This window comes from Pararhizobium sp. DWP3-4, assembly GCF_049898205.1.
In the GTDB taxonomy this organism is placed as follows: Bacteria; Pseudomonadota; Alphaproteobacteria; order Rhizobiales; family Rhizobiaceae; genus Pararhizobium.
In genome coordinates, this window is record NZ_JAFCXF010000004.1 from 234,010 (window position 1) to 250,418 (window position 16,409).

General features: G+C 60.1%; 17 protein-coding genes. 15 read left to right on the forward strand and 2 right to left on the reverse strand.

Going from position 1 to position 16,409, the window contains the following annotated elements:
• Positions 1-166: 166 nt before the first annotated feature.
• On the reverse strand, positions 167-565 hold the full coding sequence (locus tag ACP7E6_RS12940; protein WP_426230137.1) for a RidA family protein: 399 nt from the start codon (positions 563-565) through the stop codon (positions 167-169).
• 157 nt (positions 566-722) lie between these two features.
• Here ACP7E6_RS12940 and ACP7E6_RS12945 point away from each other — a divergent pair, with 157 nt between their 5' ends.
• The 3 genes from ACP7E6_RS12945 to ACP7E6_RS12955 all read left to right on the forward strand — a co-directional run bounded on the left by ACP7E6_RS12945 (position 723) and on the right by ACP7E6_RS12955 (position 4,363).
• On the forward strand, positions 723-1,316 hold the full coding sequence (locus tag ACP7E6_RS12945; protein WP_426230138.1) for a TetR/AcrR family transcriptional regulator: 594 nt from the start codon (positions 723-725) through the stop codon (positions 1,314-1,316).
• Positions 1,317-1,980: 664 nt separating this feature from the next.
• On the forward strand, positions 1,981-3,672 hold the full coding sequence (locus tag ACP7E6_RS12950; protein WP_426230333.1) for a GH32 C-terminal domain-containing protein: 1,692 nt from the start codon (positions 1,981-1,983) through the stop codon (positions 3,670-3,672).
• A gap of 118 nt (positions 3,673-3,790) precedes the next feature.
• A complete protein-coding gene (locus ACP7E6_RS12955; RefSeq protein ID WP_426230139.1) occupies positions 3,791-4,363 on the forward strand; it encodes a transglycosylase SLT domain-containing protein in 573 nt (190 codons plus the stop codon).
• 10 nt (positions 4,364-4,373) lie between these two features.
• On the opposite strand, the gene ACP7E6_RS12960 is transcribed toward ACP7E6_RS12955, so the two are convergent.
• Positions 4,374-5,285 carry a LysR family transcriptional regulator gene (locus ACP7E6_RS12960; protein WP_426230140.1) on the reverse strand — a complete coding sequence of 304 codons (912 nt, stop codon included), beginning with the start codon at positions 5,283-5,285 and terminating at the stop codon, positions 4,374-4,376.
• Between the two features lie 140 nt (positions 5,286-5,425).
• Between ACP7E6_RS12960 and ACP7E6_RS12965 the strand changes: the two genes are divergently transcribed.
• The 12 genes from ACP7E6_RS12965 to ACP7E6_RS13020 all read left to right on the forward strand — a co-directional run bounded on the left by ACP7E6_RS12965 (position 5,426) and on the right by ACP7E6_RS13020 (position 16,404).
• Complete coding sequence (locus ACP7E6_RS12965; protein WP_426230141.1) at positions 5,426-6,190, forward strand: SDR family oxidoreductase; 765 nt, start codon at positions 5,426-5,428, stop codon at positions 6,188-6,190.
• A gap of 38 nt (positions 6,191-6,228) precedes the next feature.
• Positions 6,229-6,969, forward strand: a complete 741-nt coding sequence (locus tag ACP7E6_RS12970; RefSeq protein WP_426230142.1) for an SDR family oxidoreductase — start codon at positions 6,229-6,231, stop codon at positions 6,967-6,969.
• Positions 6,970-7,117: 148 nt separating this feature from the next.
• The gene (locus tag ACP7E6_RS12975; RefSeq protein ID WP_426230143.1) at positions 7,118-8,011 is read left to right on the forward strand and encodes a VOC family protein; all 894 of its coding nucleotides are present in this window, start codon (positions 7,118-7,120) and stop codon (positions 8,009-8,011) included.
• Positions 8,011-8,853, forward strand: coding sequence for a 3-deoxy-8-phosphooctulonate synthase (gene kdsA / locus ACP7E6_RS12980; protein WP_426230334.1), 843 nt, complete (start codon positions 8,011-8,013; stop codon positions 8,851-8,853). Before ACP7E6_RS12975 ends, kdsA begins: the two co-directional genes overlap by 1 nt.
• Before the next feature lie 133 nt (positions 8,854-8,986).
• Entirely contained in the window at positions 8,987-10,261 is a 1,275-nt protein-coding gene (eno, locus tag ACP7E6_RS12985; RefSeq protein ID WP_426230144.1) for a phosphopyruvate hydratase, read from the forward strand.
• A 134-nt stretch (positions 10,262-10,395) separates the two neighbouring features.
• Positions 10,396-10,704, forward strand: a complete 309-nt coding sequence (locus ACP7E6_RS12990) for an FtsB family cell division protein (RefSeq protein ID WP_426230145.1) — start codon at positions 10,396-10,398, stop codon at positions 10,702-10,704.
• Positions 10,705-10,851: 147 nt separating this feature from the next.
• Entirely contained in the window at positions 10,852-11,898 is a 1,047-nt protein-coding gene (gene pdhA, locus ACP7E6_RS12995) for a pyruvate dehydrogenase (acetyl-transferring) E1 component subunit alpha (protein ID WP_426230146.1), read from the forward strand.
• Positions 11,899-11,919: 21 nt separating this feature from the next.
• Complete coding sequence (locus ACP7E6_RS13000; RefSeq protein ID WP_426230147.1) at positions 11,920-13,305, forward strand: pyruvate dehydrogenase complex E1 component subunit beta; 1,386 nt, start codon at positions 11,920-11,922, stop codon at positions 13,303-13,305.
• A 14-nt stretch (positions 13,306-13,319) separates the two neighbouring features.
• Positions 13,320-14,669, forward strand: a complete 1,350-nt coding sequence (locus tag ACP7E6_RS13005; protein WP_426230148.1) for a pyruvate dehydrogenase complex dihydrolipoamide acetyltransferase — start codon at positions 13,320-13,322, stop codon at positions 14,667-14,669.
• 83 nt (positions 14,670-14,752) lie between these two features.
• Positions 14,753-15,172 carry an endonuclease domain-containing protein gene (locus ACP7E6_RS13010; RefSeq protein ID WP_426230149.1) on the forward strand — a complete coding sequence of 140 codons (420 nt, stop codon included), beginning with the start codon at positions 14,753-14,755 and terminating at the stop codon, positions 15,170-15,172.
• An 8-nt stretch (positions 15,173-15,180) separates the two neighbouring features.
• On the forward strand, positions 15,181-15,822 hold the full coding sequence (locus ACP7E6_RS13015) for an SGNH/GDSL hydrolase family protein (RefSeq protein ID WP_426230150.1): 642 nt from the start codon (positions 15,181-15,183) through the stop codon (positions 15,820-15,822).
• On the forward strand, positions 15,823-16,404 hold the full coding sequence (locus ACP7E6_RS13020) for a GNAT family N-acetyltransferase (protein WP_426230151.1): 582 nt from the start codon (positions 15,823-15,825) through the stop codon (positions 16,402-16,404). It begins immediately after the preceding gene.
• The last annotated feature ends 5 nt before the right edge of the window (positions 16,405-16,409 follow it).

The following is a 16,409-nucleotide window of genomic DNA, read 5'->3' on the forward strand; positions in this document are numbered from 1 at the left end:
AGCGGTTGTTCGGTGGATGGCGAGCTCAATCCGGCCTCGACCGGCGAGCATTTGTAGCTGCGAAAATCGCCCGCAAAAGTCAAACTTCTGCGGGCGATTTGCGACAGACACGTCCTGATTACAATCAATTGCTGTTTGGCGCGACAGCTAGGTTGCCGCGAAAAAATCACGCGTCGGTTGGAATACGCGCGATAACCTTGATCTCGAAATCGAAGCCCGCGAGCCAATTGACACCGATTGCGGTCCAGTTCGGGTACGGCGGCTGGCTGAAAACCTGTTGCTTGACGGTCATGATGGTTGGGAACTGGTTTTCGGGGTCTGTGTGGAACGACGTCACATCCACGATATCGTCGAACGTGCAGCCGGCGGCGCCCAGCGTGGCCTCAAGGTTTTCGAAGGCCAGCCGGACCTGCTGTTCAAAATCGGGTTCCGGTGTTCCATCGGCACGGCTGCCGACCTGCCCGGACACGAATAGGAGGTCGCCGGATCGAATGGCAGCCGAATAGCCGTGCGCCTCGTAGAGAGCATGTCTGTTCGGGGGGAAGATTGCTTGGCGCTGGGTCATTTTCATCTCTCGCAATTGTCGGGGGGGGCCGTATCAGGTTAGCGGAGCTTTATGCTTCACAGGTCACGTGATTTGGTATACGGTTCGTATATGAAATAGCAGCATGCATCCCGCATGTCAATTTAATATACGAACCGTATATGAATTTGAGAGCAAGATGGCCAACCGGCGCCTCGAGAAGATGGAAGAAAACCGCGTCAAGCTGATTGCGGCCGCACGCAGGGCCTTTGCCGAAAAGGGATATTCGGCCGCGTCAATGGACGATTTGACCGCTGAAGTCGGTCTGACACGGGGCGCGCTCTATCACAATTTCGGGGATAAACGCGGGCTTCTGGCGGCGGTTGTCGATCAGATTGATTCTGAAATGGCGTCGCGCGCGCAACAGATCGGGGCAGGGGCGGGAGACGATTGGCAGTGCCTGCTGGCCGAAGGCGTGGCCTATATCGAGATGGCGCTTGATCCTGAAGTGCAACGCATCGTTTTGCGCGACGGACCTGCAGTGTTGGGTGATCCATCGCAATGGCCGAGCCAAAGCAGTTGTCTGCAGGCGACCAGGCGAACGGTCGAGCGCTTGATTTCACAAGGAATTCTCAAACCGGTCGATGCCGAAGCCGCCGCCCGCCTCCTCAGTGGCGCAGCGCTCAATGCTGCTCTCTGGATCGCTGCCAGTGACGATCCGCAGGATGTGCTGCCGAAGGCTGTCGAGGCATTCCGGTCCCTGGCCACTGGCCTTCTGGTGAGGCTCGGATAAACGGCGCTCGCTTACTCCAATTCCAAAAATAACACCCCACCTCAAAAAAATCATCCCCGCAAATCCCCGCCCAAAAAAACCGTGCCATGATCATGGCGTTCTGTCACGGATGCACAGCAAGACGTTTGCGGCGAGGCAGGGCTGGCGCTCCACGCAAAGCCTCGTGGTCTCCGATGAGGAGGCTGCGAACGTCAGGCGGACCGGAAGGAGAGCCCCCGGAAAATGGATTCCCCCTGTCCTTCTGGGGCGGGTGTGCCTGTGTGGCACGCATGCCGGGTCGAGAAGCGTGACGTACCGGAGCCGTGAGCTTAACGCCGGAACCGGAACCCTATGTCGCGGCGATCGCCCCGGGTCAGAGAATCCGCAGTCGGGGTCTGTAGGGAGGAAAGCTCCCGAGAGAACGCCAAACGGGGCGCTGGAAGGCGTCAAATATATTTACTCATTAGAGGCGGTTTCCAGTGCCCCGTCCGATTGAGTGCATGTTTTCAAAACCACGGCGAACACCGCGCGGGGATGTTTTTGCCGTCTTGCGCGTCGGATCGTCGTCTTTACATCCGGCGATCAGGCACTAGGTCGCAAGGATGGCTTTGAGAAAGGCGCGCATCGTTTCCTCGTTCGGAAGGCGGCTCTGCGCTGAAGGAGGAACGCGAGATTGACGGACGTTATGACCACGGAAACACTTAAAGTCTTGCAGGCAGACGTCCCGCTCAGCGCGACGCTGCATGTCTGGCTGAAGGCATTGACGCCGGCTGCGCCGGGGACGATGGCGTTTGTGCTCGGCGGTGACAAGATTGGCGAGGTCTCCGTCAGCAATGCCGAGGAATATGTCTTCCGCACCTTCGTCGCCACCAGCGGCGGCGCGCTCTCCTGCGTCTATGATACGGCGACCACAGCAGTCTCCGTCGCCTATTTCTTCAACGCGGCCGAGGTGGTGGAAAAGGGCATTACCGTGATGCACACCAGCGCTGCCAATGCGCCCGCGCCCGCGCCGCACGGCTATCATTTCCGCCCGCCCTTCGGCTGGATGAACGATCCAAACGGCTTTGGCCGTTTTGCCGGGCGCCCGCATCTGTTCTATCAGCACTATTCCCATGGCCTTCGCTGGAACACGATGCACTGGGGCCATGCGGTATCCGAAGACTATATCCACTGGCATCACATGCCGATCTTCCTGTTTCCCTCCGAAGACCTGACGGCCCGGCCGGACCGGCGGGGCGGGGCCTTTTCCGGTTCCGCCATCCCGATCGGCGACGAGGGCGGTATTCGCGTCTTCTTCACCGAACAGGTGATCGATCGCACACCTGAAACCCAGGTGCAGCTGACCGCTACCTCGCACAACATCATCACTGCCAGCCAGGCCGAGATCATTCTTGCAAACCGCCCGGTGGGTCTCGGCCTGACGCTCGACTTTCGCGACCCCTATGTGGTCAAAGGCCCCGACGGGCTGTGGAAAATGGTGCTCGGCAGCCTCAGCCAGCAGGGTGGCGTTATTCTTCTCTATGAAACCGATGATCCGACGGCCGCCGATGGCTGGCGTTTCGTCGGCACGTTGCTTCTGGAGGAACGGTTCGGCACAGCTGTGATCGAATGCCCGTGCCTGTTGCCGCTCGACGGTCCCGCGGAGGACCCCGATACCCATTGGGCGCTGATCTACGGGCTGATGAACAGCACCCATGCCGATACCGGCCGCAAGAACCTGACATTGATCGCGGTCGGCCATTTCGACGGGGTCCGCTTCCGGACGGATTTCGAGCAGGAGCTTGATTTCGGCACCGACAATTATGCCTTTCAGGCCTTTGTCGATGAGGGTTTGCCGGTCGGCATCGGCTGGCTCGCCAATTGGGCGGATGTTTCCCACACGATCGATTTTCCAACTGCGATGACACTGCCGCGCAACCTGCGTCTTGCCGATGGCGCCATCCTGACGCCGCCGGTCGCAGCCGTCGAGAGCCTGCGCCATGATCTGATCGACGAGACGAGACTGGCCAGCGGCGAAACGGTCGGACTGGAAACGGGCGCGGTCGAAATCCTGCTGGAACTGTCGTGGCCCGGCGCATCCTTCATGCTGCATTTCGATCATCCGGATGTCGATCTGGCCCTGCAGCTCGATGCGGAAGGATTGTCGATCCTCTACACGCTGCCGGGCGTGATGACCGAGCCACGCTACATCGCGCGCGGTGCCCACCCTCTCAGCCTGCGGATTTTTCTCGATGCCGGCTCGATCGAGGTCTTTGCCGATCACGGCCGCTGGGCGGGGACAAAGCGCATAGAAGGCTTCGAGCCGGTTCGTGCGGTGCGGCTTGAGGTGGCGGAGGGTTACGTTACGTCAGGCCGGATTTACGCGCTGAAACTTTAGGTTTTTTGCCGCCGGCGATCATTTGAAAAACCGGGAAAAAGCCGTGCCAATTTGTCTAAAAACGTCTCTTTAACGTTTACCGGTTAGTAATCTCTCTGAAAGTGAGAGATCTCAAGCGATGCGTATTGCGTTTATCGTCGCCCTTCTGCTGCTGGCCGGCTGTGCGAGTGCACCCCGGGATACCCGCAACGCCTGCGCGATTTTCGAGCAGCGTGACGGCTGGTTCAACAATTGGCAGCGCGCTGCAAACCACGCCGAGCGCCAATATGGCGTTCCCGTGCATATCCTGATGGCGACGATCTACACCGAATCCGGTTTCCGCCCGAATGCCCGGCCGCCGCGCACCAAACTGTTCGGCTTCATCCCCTGGAAACGGCAATCCACCGCCTACGGTTTCTCGCAGGCGCTGAACGGCACATGGTCGGAATACAAACAATCGACCGGCAACCCGATGGCACGGCGGACGAAATTCTCCGACGCCATTCATTTCGTCGCCTGGTACCACAACAAGAACAGCAGAAAGAACGGCATCGCCCGCAACGATGCCTACAATCTCTATCTGGCATATTACCTTGGCGACGCCGGCTTTAGAAAAGGCGCCTGGCGCGGCAATGCGCAACTGCAGAAAGCCGCCCAGCGTTCGGCAAACATCGCCAATGCCTATGCCAAGCAGTTGCGCTCGTGCAACTGATCCGGATCCCTCAGCTTGAAAATGCCGGATCCCAATAGGGTGGGCTGCCGAATGCGGCCCGCAGATGATCGGCCAGCGCCCGCAGCTTGACGGACGGCCGCCGCCCATCGGGATGCGCGATGTGGATATATTCAAGCTCCGGCTGCACGCCGATATCGACCGTCTCTAGCTCCCCCGCTGCAACCTCTGCCCCCACAATGAACATCGGAATGAGCGCGATGCCGAGGCCGGCGATCGCGGCGTCGCGCAACATGTCGCCATTGTTGAGGCCAAGGCCCATCTTGCCACGCACGATGACGGTCCCGCCGACGCTGGGAAAACGCCAGTCGGCAACGCCGCGGTTGGTGTAGAAGATGCCCCGATGCTGCTCGAGTTCCTCGATGGTCCCCGGTCTACCGTTGTCCCTGAGATAGGCGGGCGAGGCGACAAGAACGCGCCGGCTTGGCGCCAGCCGCCAAGCCATCAGCCGGGAATCGGCGATCGGCCCGTTGCGCACCACGGCGTCGTAGCCGTCGGCTGCCGCATCGACACGCCTGTCGTCGAGGTCGAGCGTCAATTGCAGATCGGGATGTTCAGCCAGAAAGGGATAGAGCGCCGGGCCGAGATGCATGCGGCCGAATGTGACCGGTGCGGAAATGCGTAAAGGGCCGGAGATCGTGCCGCGCCGTTCGGCCATGTCCGATGCCGCCGCCTCGATCTCCTGGACAATGCGGTTGGCGCGCTCAAGAAAAGCGGTCCCATCTTCCGTCAAAGTGAGCTTGCGGGTGGTGCGATGAAGCAGGCCGGCACCAAGGCTGCGCTCCAGTTCGGCAAGCCGCTCGCTGACGACGGATTTCGACAATCGAAGCCGCCGCGCCGCCTCGCTGATCGAGCCGCTTTCGGCAACGGCGACAAAACTGGCAATACCATCGAGCTTCATCATCGTTCGGGTTTTCCGGATACGAGTTCCTTGATTTGCAGACTAATCAGAACGTTTGAATAAAGCCATATTCGCCTCAAGCAAACGGCATGAAGAGATGGCCACACGGCCTCTCAACCGCTCTGCCAAAAGAGGAAAAGATCATGGAACGCCTATCCAACAAAGTCGCAATCGTCACCGGTGCCAGCGCCGGTATCGGCCGCGCCACGGCAAAACTGTTCGCTGCCGAAGGGGCAAAGCTCGTCGTTGGCGCCCGCCGCCAGAGCGAGCTTGACGCGCTGGTTGCCGAGATCCAGGCTTCGGGCGGCGACGCCGTCGCGCTTGCCGGTGACGTCCGCTCGGAAGATTATGCCAAGGCGCTCGTCGCCCTTGCCGTCGAAACATACGGCCGCCTCGATGTCGCTTTCAACAATGCCGGAACGCTTGGCGAGGCCGGTCCCTCCACAGGTGTCTCCGAGCAGGGCTGGAACGATGCCATCGCCATCAACCTCACTGGATCGTTCCTTGGCGCCAAGCACCAGATCGCCGAAATGGTCAAGCATGGCGCAGGCTCGGTAATCTTCACCTCGACCTTTGTCGGCTATAGCTTCGCCTTCCCGGGTGTTGCTGCCTACGCTGCCTCAAAAGCTGGCCTGATCGGCCTGACCCAGGCACTCGCCGCTGAATTCGGTCCGCAGGGCGTGCGCGTCAATGCCATCCTGCCTGGCGCCGTCGATACCGACATGTATCGCGAGATGAACAACACTGCGCAATCGCAGTCCTTCATCACCAACCTGCATGCCTTGAAACGGGTTGCCTCGCCCGAAGAGCTCGCCCGCTCGGTGCTTTATCTCGCATCCGATGATTCCGCTTTCGTCACCGGTACGGCTTCGCTTGTCGATGGCGGCGCCTCGATTACACGCACCTGAACCCGATCGGCCGAACGGCAAACTGAAGGAATTTCACCATGTCACGCTTGCAGAACAAGACAGCGCTGATCACCGGCGGTACCAGTGGCATCGGCCTTGAAACGGCCCGCCAGTTCATCGCCGAGGGTGCCCGCGTCGCGGTCACCGGCACCAATCCGGCCACCATCGAAACGGCCCGCACCGTCCTTGGCGACAAGGCTCTCTTCATTCAGGCCAATGCGGGCGACGTTGCCGGGCAAAAGGCTGTCGTCGAGGCAGTGAAGTCCGCCTTTGGCCATCTCGACATCCTGTTCGTCAATGCGGGTGCAGCCGATTTCAGGCCGATCGAAGCGTTCGACGAGGAGGCCTTCGATCGCTCCGTCGCGATCAATGTCAAAGGTCCGTTCTTCCTGATCCAGGCGCTCTTGCCGATTCTGGCCAATCCGGCCTCGATCGTGCTCAACACGTCGATCAATGCCCATATCGGCATGCCGAACACCAGCGTCTACGCGCTGACCAAGGCTGCCTTGCTATCTTTTGCCAAAACCCTGTCCGGTGAACTGATCGGTCGCGGCATTCGCGTCAACGCTATCAGTCCCGGTCCGGTTGCAACGCCGCTCTACGGCAAGCTCGGCATGTCGGCCACAGATACCGAAGCCATGGCGGCAGCGAAGATCCCGGCCGGACGATTTGGCAATCCCTCCGAAATCGCCAAGGCCGTGGTTTTCCTCGCTTCCGATGAGGCGGCCTATACGGTTGGCAGCGAATTGATCATCGACGGCGGCATGAGCAACCTCTGACCGATCCAGCCAAGGGCCCGGCACCCAGCGCTGGGCCTTTGGCATTTGACAAGTGCCGCCGTCCATTTTCCCCGCCGGTCCAAATTTTCTTGAAAATGCCGTATAAAACGGGCAAAGCACCTGCCAACGCTGAGCCTCAAGGAATTTCATGACCGTTGCTCCTCGCACGTCCCGCCAGCTCGATCATCTGGTCCTGCCGGTCGGTGAACTCGCAACTGCCCGCAACCGGCTGCAGCAGCTGGGTTTTACCGTCGCTGCAGATGCCCGCCATCCCTTCGGAACTGAAAACGCCTGCGTGTTCTTTTCCGATAAGACCTATCTCGAGCCCATCGGCATCGCCCAGCGTGAGGAATGCGAAGCGGCGGCGCTCGCCGGCAATGTTTTCATTGCGCGCGATCAGGCCTACCGGTTCCGGCGTGGACAGGACGGCTTTTCGGCTGTCGTCTTAAGCACGGACGATGCAGTTGCCGACCATGCCCGTTTTCGGGAAAAAGGCATTTCGGCCGGCGACATGCTCGAGTTTTCGCGGCCGATGAAATTGCCCGATGGCTCCGAGGCTGTCGGCAGTTTTCGCCTGTCGTTTGCCGCCGATCTGCGTTCGCCGGATTTCTTCTTTTTCAGCTGTCAGCGCGTCATGCCGCTGCCATCTGACCGCGCCGCGCTGGAAACCCATGCCAATGGTGTAACGGGCTTGGCCGAGGTGGTTCTGTCGGAACCGAACCCGACCGATTTCCAGTATATCCTGCAGGAGGTGGTCGATGAGCGCGAAGTCTCGGCGCATTCCTTCGGCATGGATATCGAGACGCGCAACGGCGTAAAGATTTCCGTCCTCAATCAGGCCGGCATGTCCGGATTTTTCGACAGGAAGACCACAGGCCATTCGCGCGGTCTTCGTGGCCGCGCCGTCGTCTTCAAGGTCGCCGATCTGGCCGTGACCGAACATCTTCTTAACGCCAACGCGGTGCCCTTCATCAGAAAAGACAATCGCCTGCTCGTTGCGGAAGCGGCGGGGCAGGGTGTCATCTTCGCATTCGGAGAATAATCATGCAGACCAATGCAAATGTCGTTGCCGGCAGCAGCGCCAGTCAGGTGGTATTTTCCAATACCCAAAAACTGTCACTGATCGCCGGTCCCTGTCAGATGGAAAGCCGTGACCACGCCTTCATGATCGCCGGCACGATGGCTGAGCTCTGCAAGTCGCTCGGCCTTGGCTATGTCTACAAATCCTCTTTCGACAAGGCCAACCGCACGTCGATTTCCGGCAAGCGCGGCATCGGCCTGGAAAAGGCGATGGAAATCTTTGCCGATCTGAAGAAGGAATTCGGTTTTCCGGTCATCACCGACATCCACACGGAAGAACAGTGTGCTCTAGTGGCGCCGACCGTCGATATTCTGCAGATTCCGGCCTTCCTCTCGCGCCAGACAGATCTTCTGGTTGCCGCTGCCAAGACCGGCCGTGTCATCAACGTCAAGAAGGGCCAGTTCCTGGCTCCCTGGGACATGAAGAACGTGCTCGCCAAGTTCACCGAAAGCGGCAATCCGAACGTGCTGCTTTGCGAACGCGGTGCGTCCTTCGGCTACAACACACTGGTTTCCGACATGCGTTCGCTGCCGATCATGGCAAGCCTTGGTGCACCGGTGATCTTTGACGCCACCCATTCCGTGCAGCAGCCGGGCGGGCAGGGTGCTTCGTCGGGTGGCCAGCGCGAATTCGTCGAGACTTTGGCACGTGCAGCCGTTGCCGTCGGTGTCGCAGGTGTGTTCATCGAGACCCATGAGGATCCCGACAATTCCCCTTCCGATGGTCCGAACATGGTTTACCTGAAGGACATGCCGCGCCTCCTGGAGACGCTGCTGGCATTCGACGCCGTGGCAAAACGCTGATAGCGGGCTTTGTGAATTTTTCTTGAAGGCCGGGCGCTGGCTGCGATTGCTCAGGCCCCGCCATTGTAATTTCCGGTCCATGAATTATGACAGGGCCATCCTCCACCACCATGTTTGAAGCAGGGAAGAGATCATGACTGCAATCATCGACATCATCGGCCGCGAAATTCTCGACAGCCGGGGCAACCCGACCGTCGAAGTCGACGTCCATCTCGAAGACGGCAGCTTTGGCCGCGCCGCAGTTCCCTCGGGCGCTTCCACCGGCGCGCATGAAGCCGTCGAACTGCGTGACGGCGGCAAGCGTTATCATGGCAAGGGTGTCGAAAAGGCAGTCGAAGCCGTCAACGGCGAGATCTTTGAGGCCATCGGCGGCATGGATGCCGAAGACCAGCTCCACATCGACGCAACGATGATCGAACTGGACGGCACGGCCAACAAGTCGCGTCTCGGCGCCAACGCCATCCTCGGCGTATCGCTCGCCGTGGCCAAGGCCGCTGCGGAAGCCTCCAACCTGCCGCTGTTCCGCTACGTCGGTGGCCCGAACGCCCGCCTGCTGCCGGTTCCGATGATGAACATCATCAACGGCGGCGCCCATGCCGACAACCCGATCGACTTCCAGGAATTCATGATCCTTCCGGTTGGCGCCGATCGCCTGCGTGACGCCGTTCGCATGGGCGCGGAAGTCTTCCATGTTCTCAAGAAGGAACTGTCGGCCAAGGGCCACAACACCAATGTCGGCGACGAAGGCGGCTTTGCCCCGGGCCTGAACAGTGCGTCGGAAGCCCTCGACTTCATCATGAAGTCGATCGAAAAGGCTGGCTACAAGCCGGGCGAAGACATGTTCCTCGGCCTCGATTGCGCCTCGACCGAATTCTTCAAGGACGGCAAGTACGTCATGGAAGGCGAGGGCCGCACACTCGAGCCGGGCGCCATGGCCGAATACCTGGCGGAGCTTGCCGCCAAATATCCGATCGCTTCGATCGAAGACGGCATGGCTGAAGACGATTGGGAAGGCTGGAAGACGCTGACCGATCTCGCCGGCAAAAAGTGCCAGCTGGTCGGCGACGATCTGTTCGTCACCAACTCCTCGCGTCTGCGCGATGGTATCAAGATGGGCGTTGCCAACTCGATCCTCGTTAAGGTCAACCAGATCGGTTCGCTGTCGGAAACACTTGATGCCGTCGAGACCGCACACAAGGCCGGCTACACCGCCGTCATGTCGCACCGCTCTGGCGAAACCGAGGATTCCACCATCGCCGATCTCGCCGTTGCCACCAATTGCGGACAGATCAAGACCGGCTCGCTGTCGCGCTCCGATCGGCTTGCCAAGTACAACCAGCTGATCCGCATCGAGGAACAGCTCGGTCCGCAGGCGAAATATGCCGGCCGCTCGATCCTGCGCGGCTGATCCGCAAACGCCTTGAAATGATGAAACCTGCGTCTGGAAACGGACGCGGGTTTTTTGTTGCCGGTCTTATGGTCAACGGTCGGTTAATCAATGGCTGGTAGCGTGTTTAGGTATTGCGTATCAGGGCATGATCTATGTGGACCAAACACCATAAAAAACGGCAGCTGGGGCGGTTTGTGATGCCGCTCATCACTGTCGCGTTTCTCTCCTATTTCGGCTATCATTCCATTCATGGAGATTTTGGGCTGAAGGCGACGGAGACATTCGACCGGCAGCGCTTGGAGCGTCAGGCGCGGCTCGACGAGCTGACTGCCAAGCGTCAGACGCTGGAAAAGGAAGTCGCGCTGCTGAGCGATGGCTCGCTCGAGCGGGACATGCTGGATGAAAAAGCACGGTTCGGCCTGAATATGTCCCGCATCGACGAAATCGTTATTTTTCACTGAGTTGCCACATTAACCGAAAACCGGTTAATTTGAAATACTATAATCTTATCAATTGGTTGATGAGAATATAAGCCATGCAAATATGGCATTGCTGTGTTGGCATTCTTTCCCTATGGTACCACAAAAGCCAACCATAGGGAGGATTGAATGGCACCGCGAAAATCCGCGTCCGTTTCCAGTCGCAAGGCCGCTGTCAAGCCAGCAAAAAAAGACTTCACAAACGGCACGATCGCCGAGTTCGATCGCGATACCGATCTGAAGGCCTACCGCGAAATGCTCCTCATCCGCCGTTTCGAGGAAAAGGCGGGCCAGCTCTATGGCATGGGCTTCATCGGCGGTTTCTGTCATCTCTACATCGGTCAGGAAGCTGTCGTCGTCGGCATGCAGATGGCGCTGAAGGAAGGCGATCAGGTGATCACCGCCTATCGTGACCACGGCCATATGCTCGCCTGCGGCATGAGTGCGCGTGGCGTCATGGCCGAGCTGACCGGCCGCCGCAGCGGGCTTTCCCGCGGCAAGGGTGGCTCGATGCACATGTTCTCCAAGGAAAAGAATTTTTACGGCGGCCACGGCATTGTCGGCGCGCAGGTCTCGCTCGGCACCGGTCTGGCCTTTGCCAACCGTTACCGCGGCAACGACAATGTATCGCTTGCCTATTTTGGCGACGGCGCTGCCAACCAGGGCCAAGTCTACGAGAGCTTCAACATGGCGGCTCTGTGGAACCTGCCGGTGATCTACATCGTCGAGAACAACCGCTATGCCATGGGCACCTCGGTGTCGCGCGCCTCTGCCGGTCATGATTTCTCGCAGCGCGGCGTGGCACTCGGTATCCCCGGCTACCAAGTTGACGGCATGGACGTCCGTGCGGTCAAGGCTGCGGGAGACGAGGCTGTCGAGCATTGCCGCGCCGGCAAGGGTCCGATGATCCTCGAGATGCAGACCTACCGCTATCGCGGTCACTCGATGTCGGACCCGGCCAAGTACCGTTCGAAGGACGAGGTGCAGAAGATGCGCTCCGAGAACGATCCGATCGAAAAAGTAAGGGTGCGCCTGCTGGAAAACGGCTGGGCGAGCGAAGACGAGCTGAAGGCGATCGACAAGGACGTTCGCGACATCGTCGCCGACAGCGCCGATTTTGCCCAGGCCGATCCGGAGCCGGATGTATCCGAGCTCTACACCGATATTCTGCTTTAAGACCGGGACGAGGAAAACATCATGCCTATCGAAATTCTGATGCCCGCTCTGTCCCCGACGATGGAAGAAGGCACGCTCAGCAAGTGGCTGAAAAACGAGGGTGACAAGGTCACCTCCGGCGACGTGATCGCCGAAATCGAAACAGACAAGGCGACCATGGAAGTGGAAGCCGTTGACGAAGGAGTCATCGGCAAGATCCTGATCGCCGCCGGCACCGAAGGCGTCAAGGTCAACACCGCGATCGCGGTCCTGCTGCAGGACGGCGAGAGCGCCAGCGATGTTGCTGCCCCCAAGGCTGCAGCGCCTGTGGCTGCTGCAGAGCCTGCCAAAACGGAAACACCGGTCAAGCCCGAAGCCCCGGCAACCGTTCCGGCTCAGCCGAAGGCCGCCATTCCGTCCGATCCGGATATTCCGGCCGGTACCGAAATGGTCTCGACCACCGTGCGCGAAGCGCTTCGCGATGCGATGGCCGAAGAAATGCGCCGCAGCGAAGACGTCTTCGTCATGGGTGAGGAAGTCGCCGAATACCAGGGCGCCTACAAGATCACCCAAGGCCTGCTGCAGGAGTTCGGTCCTCGCCGCGTCGTCGATACGCCGATCACCGAACATGGTTTTGCCGGTATCGGCGTCGGCGCTGCGATGACGGGTCTGCGTCCGATCGTCGAGTTCATGACCTTCAACTTCGCCATGCAGGCAATCGACCAGATCATCAACTCGGCGGCAAAGACCCTTTACATGTCTGGCGGCCAGATGGGCGCTCCGATGGTGTTCCGTGGTCCGTCGGGTGCGGCCGCACGCGTCGGCGCCCAGCACTCGCAGTGCTATGCGGCATGGTACAGCCATATTCCGGGCCTCAAGGTCGTCATGCCCTACACGGCAGCCGACGCCAAGGGCTTGCTCAAGGCTGCGATCCGCGATCCGAACCCGGTGATCTTCCTCGAGAACGAAATCCTCTACGGTCACTCCTTCGACGTGCCGAAGATGGACGATTTCGTCCTGCCGATCGGCAAGGCGCGTATTCACCGCGTCGGCAAGGATGCGACCATCGTTTCCTTCGGTATCGGCATGACCTATGCGGTCAAAGCTGCGGCTGAACTGGAGAAGGAAGGCATCGACGTCGAGATCATCGACTTGCGCACCATCCGTCCGATGGATCTGCCGGCCGTGATCGAATCCGTCAAGAAGACCGGCCGTCTGGTCACCGTCGAGGAAGGCTATCCGCAGTCCTCCGTCGGCACCGAAATTGCCGCCCGCGTCATGCAGCAGGCCTTCGATTATCTCGATGCGCCGATCCTGACGATCGCCGGCAAGGACGTTCCGATGCCGTACGCCGCCAACCTTGAAAAGCTGGCCCTGCCGAATGTCGGTGAAGTCGTCCAGGCGGTAAAGACCGTCTGCTACAAATAAGGGAGGGTGAAGAGATGCCTATCAACATCACCATGCCAGCCCTTTCGCCGACCATGGAAGAGGGCAACCTCGCCAAGTGGCTGGTCAAGGAAGGCGACAAGGTCTCCGCCGGCGACGTTCTCTGCGAGATCGAGACCGACAAGGCGACGATGGAAGTCGAAGCCGTCGATGAAGGCACAGTCGCCAAGCTTGTGGTTGCCGCCGGCACCGAAGGCGTCAAGGTCAATGCCTTGATCGCCATCCTCGCTGCCGACGGTGAAGACGTTGCTGCTGCCGCTTCCGGCGGCGGCGCGGCACCGGCTGCGAAGCCAGAGGCTGCAAAGGCCGAAGCAAAGGCTGAAGCAGCCCCGGCAAAGACAGAGGCCGCACCTGCTGCTGCCGCTGCTCCAGCCCCGGTTGCCGCTCAGGCGTCGGCATCATCCGGTGCACGGACCTTCTCGTCGCCGCTGGCCCGCCGTTTGGCCAAGGACGCAGGCATCGATATCTCGGCTGTTTCCGGCACCGGTCCGCATGGCCGCGTGATCAAGAAGGACGTGGAAACCGCAGTTGCCGGCGGTGGCGCAAAGGCTGTTCCTGCGGCCGCAGCTCCAGCAACCGCCGCTGCTCCGGCTCCGCTTGCCAAGGGCGCGTCGGACGAAGCCGTTCTGAAGAACTTCGCCGAAGGCTCCTACGAGCTCGTGCCGCATGACGGCATGCGCAAGGTGATCGCCAAGCGCCTGCAGGAATCCAAGCAGACCATTCCGCATTTCTACGTCTCCGTCGATTGCGAACTGGATGCCCTTCTTGCTCTTCGTGCCCAGCTCAATGCTGCAAGCCCGGAAAAGGACGGCAAGCCCGCTTACAAGCTTTCGGTCAACGACATGGTCATCAAGGCGCTGGCGCTTGCACTGCGTGACGTTCCGGATGCCAATGTGTCCTGGACCGAAACCAACATGGTCAAGCACAAGCACACTGATGTCGGCGTTGCCGTGTCGATCCCGGGTGGCCTGATCACGCCGATCGTCCGCAGTGCCGAACTGAAGAGCCTGTCGGCCATCTCCAACGAGATGAAGGATCTCGGCGCCCGCGCCAAGAGCCGGAAGCTGAAGCCCGAGGAATTCCAGGGCGGCACGACTGCGGTGTCGAACATGGGCATGATGGGCGTCAAGAACTTCGCCGCCGTCGTCAATCCTCCGCATGCGACGATCCTTGCGATCGGGGCAGGCGAGGAGCGGGTGATTGTCAAGAAGGGCCAGATGGTCGTTGCCACCGTCATGACCGTGACGCTGTCGACCGACCACCGTGCCGTCGATGGCGCGCTCGGAGCCGAACTGCTCGGCGCCTTCAAGCGCTACATCGAAAGCCCGATGGGCATGCTGGTATAAGTGAACTTTCCCTCCCCCTTGCGGGGAGGGTGTCCGCGTGAGCGGACGGGTGGGGGTGTTGGCGGAAGGGTGAAGGGTCTGAGATGGCATGGAACCGGGAAAATCCAAGACCGCCGAGCCAGGCCGCGGCGCTCAATGCTCCTCGACTGCGCAGAACAATGACGGATGCGGAACGCCATCTTTGGCAAGCGCTGCGCCGGGAGTTTCCGGAACCGCAGGGCACGCATTTTCGCAGGCAAATGGCGATAGGCCGTTATGTTGTGGATTTTGTCTGTCTGAGAGAACGGCTGATCATTGAGGTGGATGGAGCTGTTCATAACGACGTGGATCAACGGCGACGTGATGGCGAGCGCGATGCCTATCTTCTTGGCCAGAACTTTCGGGTTATGCGTGTTATGAACAAGGATGTGATGCTTGATATGCCATCTGTATTACGACGAATTGCCACGGCTCTTGCCACCCCCACCCCTAACCCCTCCCCGCAAGGGGGAGGGGAACTTTGAGCGCCGCGATGAAAACAGTCCTCTGCTACGGTGACAGTCTGACCTGGGGATATGACGCGGAAACGGGCGGCCGGCATGCGTTGGACGACCGCTGGCCAAGTGTCCTGCAGAAAGCGCTTGGCAATGGCGTGCAGGTGATCGCCGAGGGCCTGAATGGCCGCACGACCGCCTATGACGATCATCTCGCCGACTGTGACCGCAATGGCGCGCGCATCCTGCCGACGCTCCTGCAGACCCATGCGCCGATCGATCTGGTTATTTTTCTGCTCGGCACCAACGATATGAAGCCGTTGGTGCACGGAACCGCCTTTGGCGCGGTCAAGGGCATCGAGAGGCTGGTCAAGCTCGTCTGGCACCACAGCTGGCCGGACGTGCAGGCCGAGGCCCCGGAAATTCTGATCGTTGCGCCACCGGCAATCTGCGAGACCGCGAATGCAAATTTTGCGGCAATGTTCGCAGGTGCTGTCGAGCAATCGTCGATGATGGCCTCGCTCTATGCCGATCTTGCCGATGAACTCGGCTGCGGCTTCTTCGATGCCGGTTCGGTGGCGCGGACGACGCCGCTCGATGGCGTGCATCTGGATATGGACAATACGCGCGCTATCGGACGCGGCCTTGAGCCGATGGTCCGGATGATGCTCGGGCTCTGAATGACCGTGGCTCTGCATATACGGGCGGCGGAACGGCGGGATGCGGCTGATCTGGCCATACTGGTCGACATCGCCTCGCATGGTTTCGCAACCTGGCTCTGGCACGGCGCGGTGATGCGCGGAAGCAAGGATACCGCCATGGAGCAGGGGCGGTCGCGATTGCGGATGGACGACGAGCCCGGCGCCTGGAAAGATGCAATGCTGGCCGAATGGGACGGCGAGATTGCCGGTGCATCGATCGGTTACGGCCTGGATGAGAATGTTCGCGATATCGTGGCACCCCATCCGGTGATCAAGCCGTTGCTGGACCTGCAGGTTCTGGTAATCGGCAGCCGGTTCATCGACAGCCTGGGTGTCTACCGGCACCATCGCGGCAAGGGTATCGGACGAGCGCTGCTTGCCCATGAGATCGACAAGGCCAAGGGCGGGCAGGTCAGCCTGATCACCGAAAGCCACAATGATACGGCGCTGGCGCTTTATGCGGCCAACGGATTTGCCGAGCAGGCGCGGCTTCCGGCCGTGCCGCTCTTTGAAGATAGCAAAAGGCATGAATGGGTCCTCTTGGCCCGGAACATGACCTAAGGAAG

Bases quoted from the DNA above. Each gene is read 5' to 3' on its own strand.
- ACP7E6_RS12940 (WP_426230137.1), bottom strand. From the start codon at position 565: ATGACCCAGCGCCAAGCAATCTTCCCCCCGAACAGACATGCTCTCTAC.
- ACP7E6_RS12945 (WP_426230138.1), top strand. From the start codon at position 723: ATGGCCAACCGGCGCCTCGAGAAGATGGAAGAAAACCGCGTCAAGCTG.
- ACP7E6_RS12950 (WP_426230333.1), top strand. From the start codon at position 1,981: ATGACCACGGAAACACTTAAAGTCTTGCAGGCAGACGTCCCGCTCAGC.
- ACP7E6_RS12955 (WP_426230139.1), top strand. From the start codon at position 3,791: ATGCGTATTGCGTTTATCGTCGCCCTTCTGCTGCTGGCCGGCTGTGCG.
- ACP7E6_RS12960 (WP_426230140.1), bottom strand. From the start codon at position 5,285: ATGATGAAGCTCGATGGTATTGCCAGTTTTGTCGCCGTTGCCGAAAGC.
- ACP7E6_RS12965 (WP_426230141.1), top strand. From the start codon at position 5,426: ATGGAACGCCTATCCAACAAAGTCGCAATCGTCACCGGTGCCAGCGCC.
- ACP7E6_RS12970 (WP_426230142.1), top strand. From the start codon at position 6,229: ATGTCACGCTTGCAGAACAAGACAGCGCTGATCACCGGCGGTACCAGT.
- ACP7E6_RS12975 (WP_426230143.1), top strand. From the start codon at position 7,118: ATGACCGTTGCTCCTCGCACGTCCCGCCAGCTCGATCATCTGGTCCTG.
- eno (WP_426230144.1), top strand. From the start codon at position 8,987: ATGACTGCAATCATCGACATCATCGGCCGCGAAATTCTCGACAGCCGG.
- ACP7E6_RS12990 (WP_426230145.1), top strand. From the start codon at position 10,396: ATGTGGACCAAACACCATAAAAAACGGCAGCTGGGGCGGTTTGTGATG.
- pdhA (WP_426230146.1), top strand. From the start codon at position 10,852: ATGGCACCGCGAAAATCCGCGTCCGTTTCCAGTCGCAAGGCCGCTGTC.
- ACP7E6_RS13000 (WP_426230147.1), top strand. From the start codon at position 11,920: ATGCCTATCGAAATTCTGATGCCCGCTCTGTCCCCGACGATGGAAGAA.
- ACP7E6_RS13005 (WP_426230148.1), top strand. From the start codon at position 13,320: ATGCCTATCAACATCACCATGCCAGCCCTTTCGCCGACCATGGAAGAG.
- ACP7E6_RS13010 (WP_426230149.1), top strand. From the start codon at position 14,753: ATGGCATGGAACCGGGAAAATCCAAGACCGCCGAGCCAGGCCGCGGCG.
- ACP7E6_RS13015 (WP_426230150.1), top strand. From the start codon at position 15,181: ATGAAAACAGTCCTCTGCTACGGTGACAGTCTGACCTGGGGATATGAC.
- ACP7E6_RS13020 (WP_426230151.1), top strand. From the start codon at position 15,823: ATGACCGTGGCTCTGCATATACGGGCGGCGGAACGGCGGGATGCGGCT.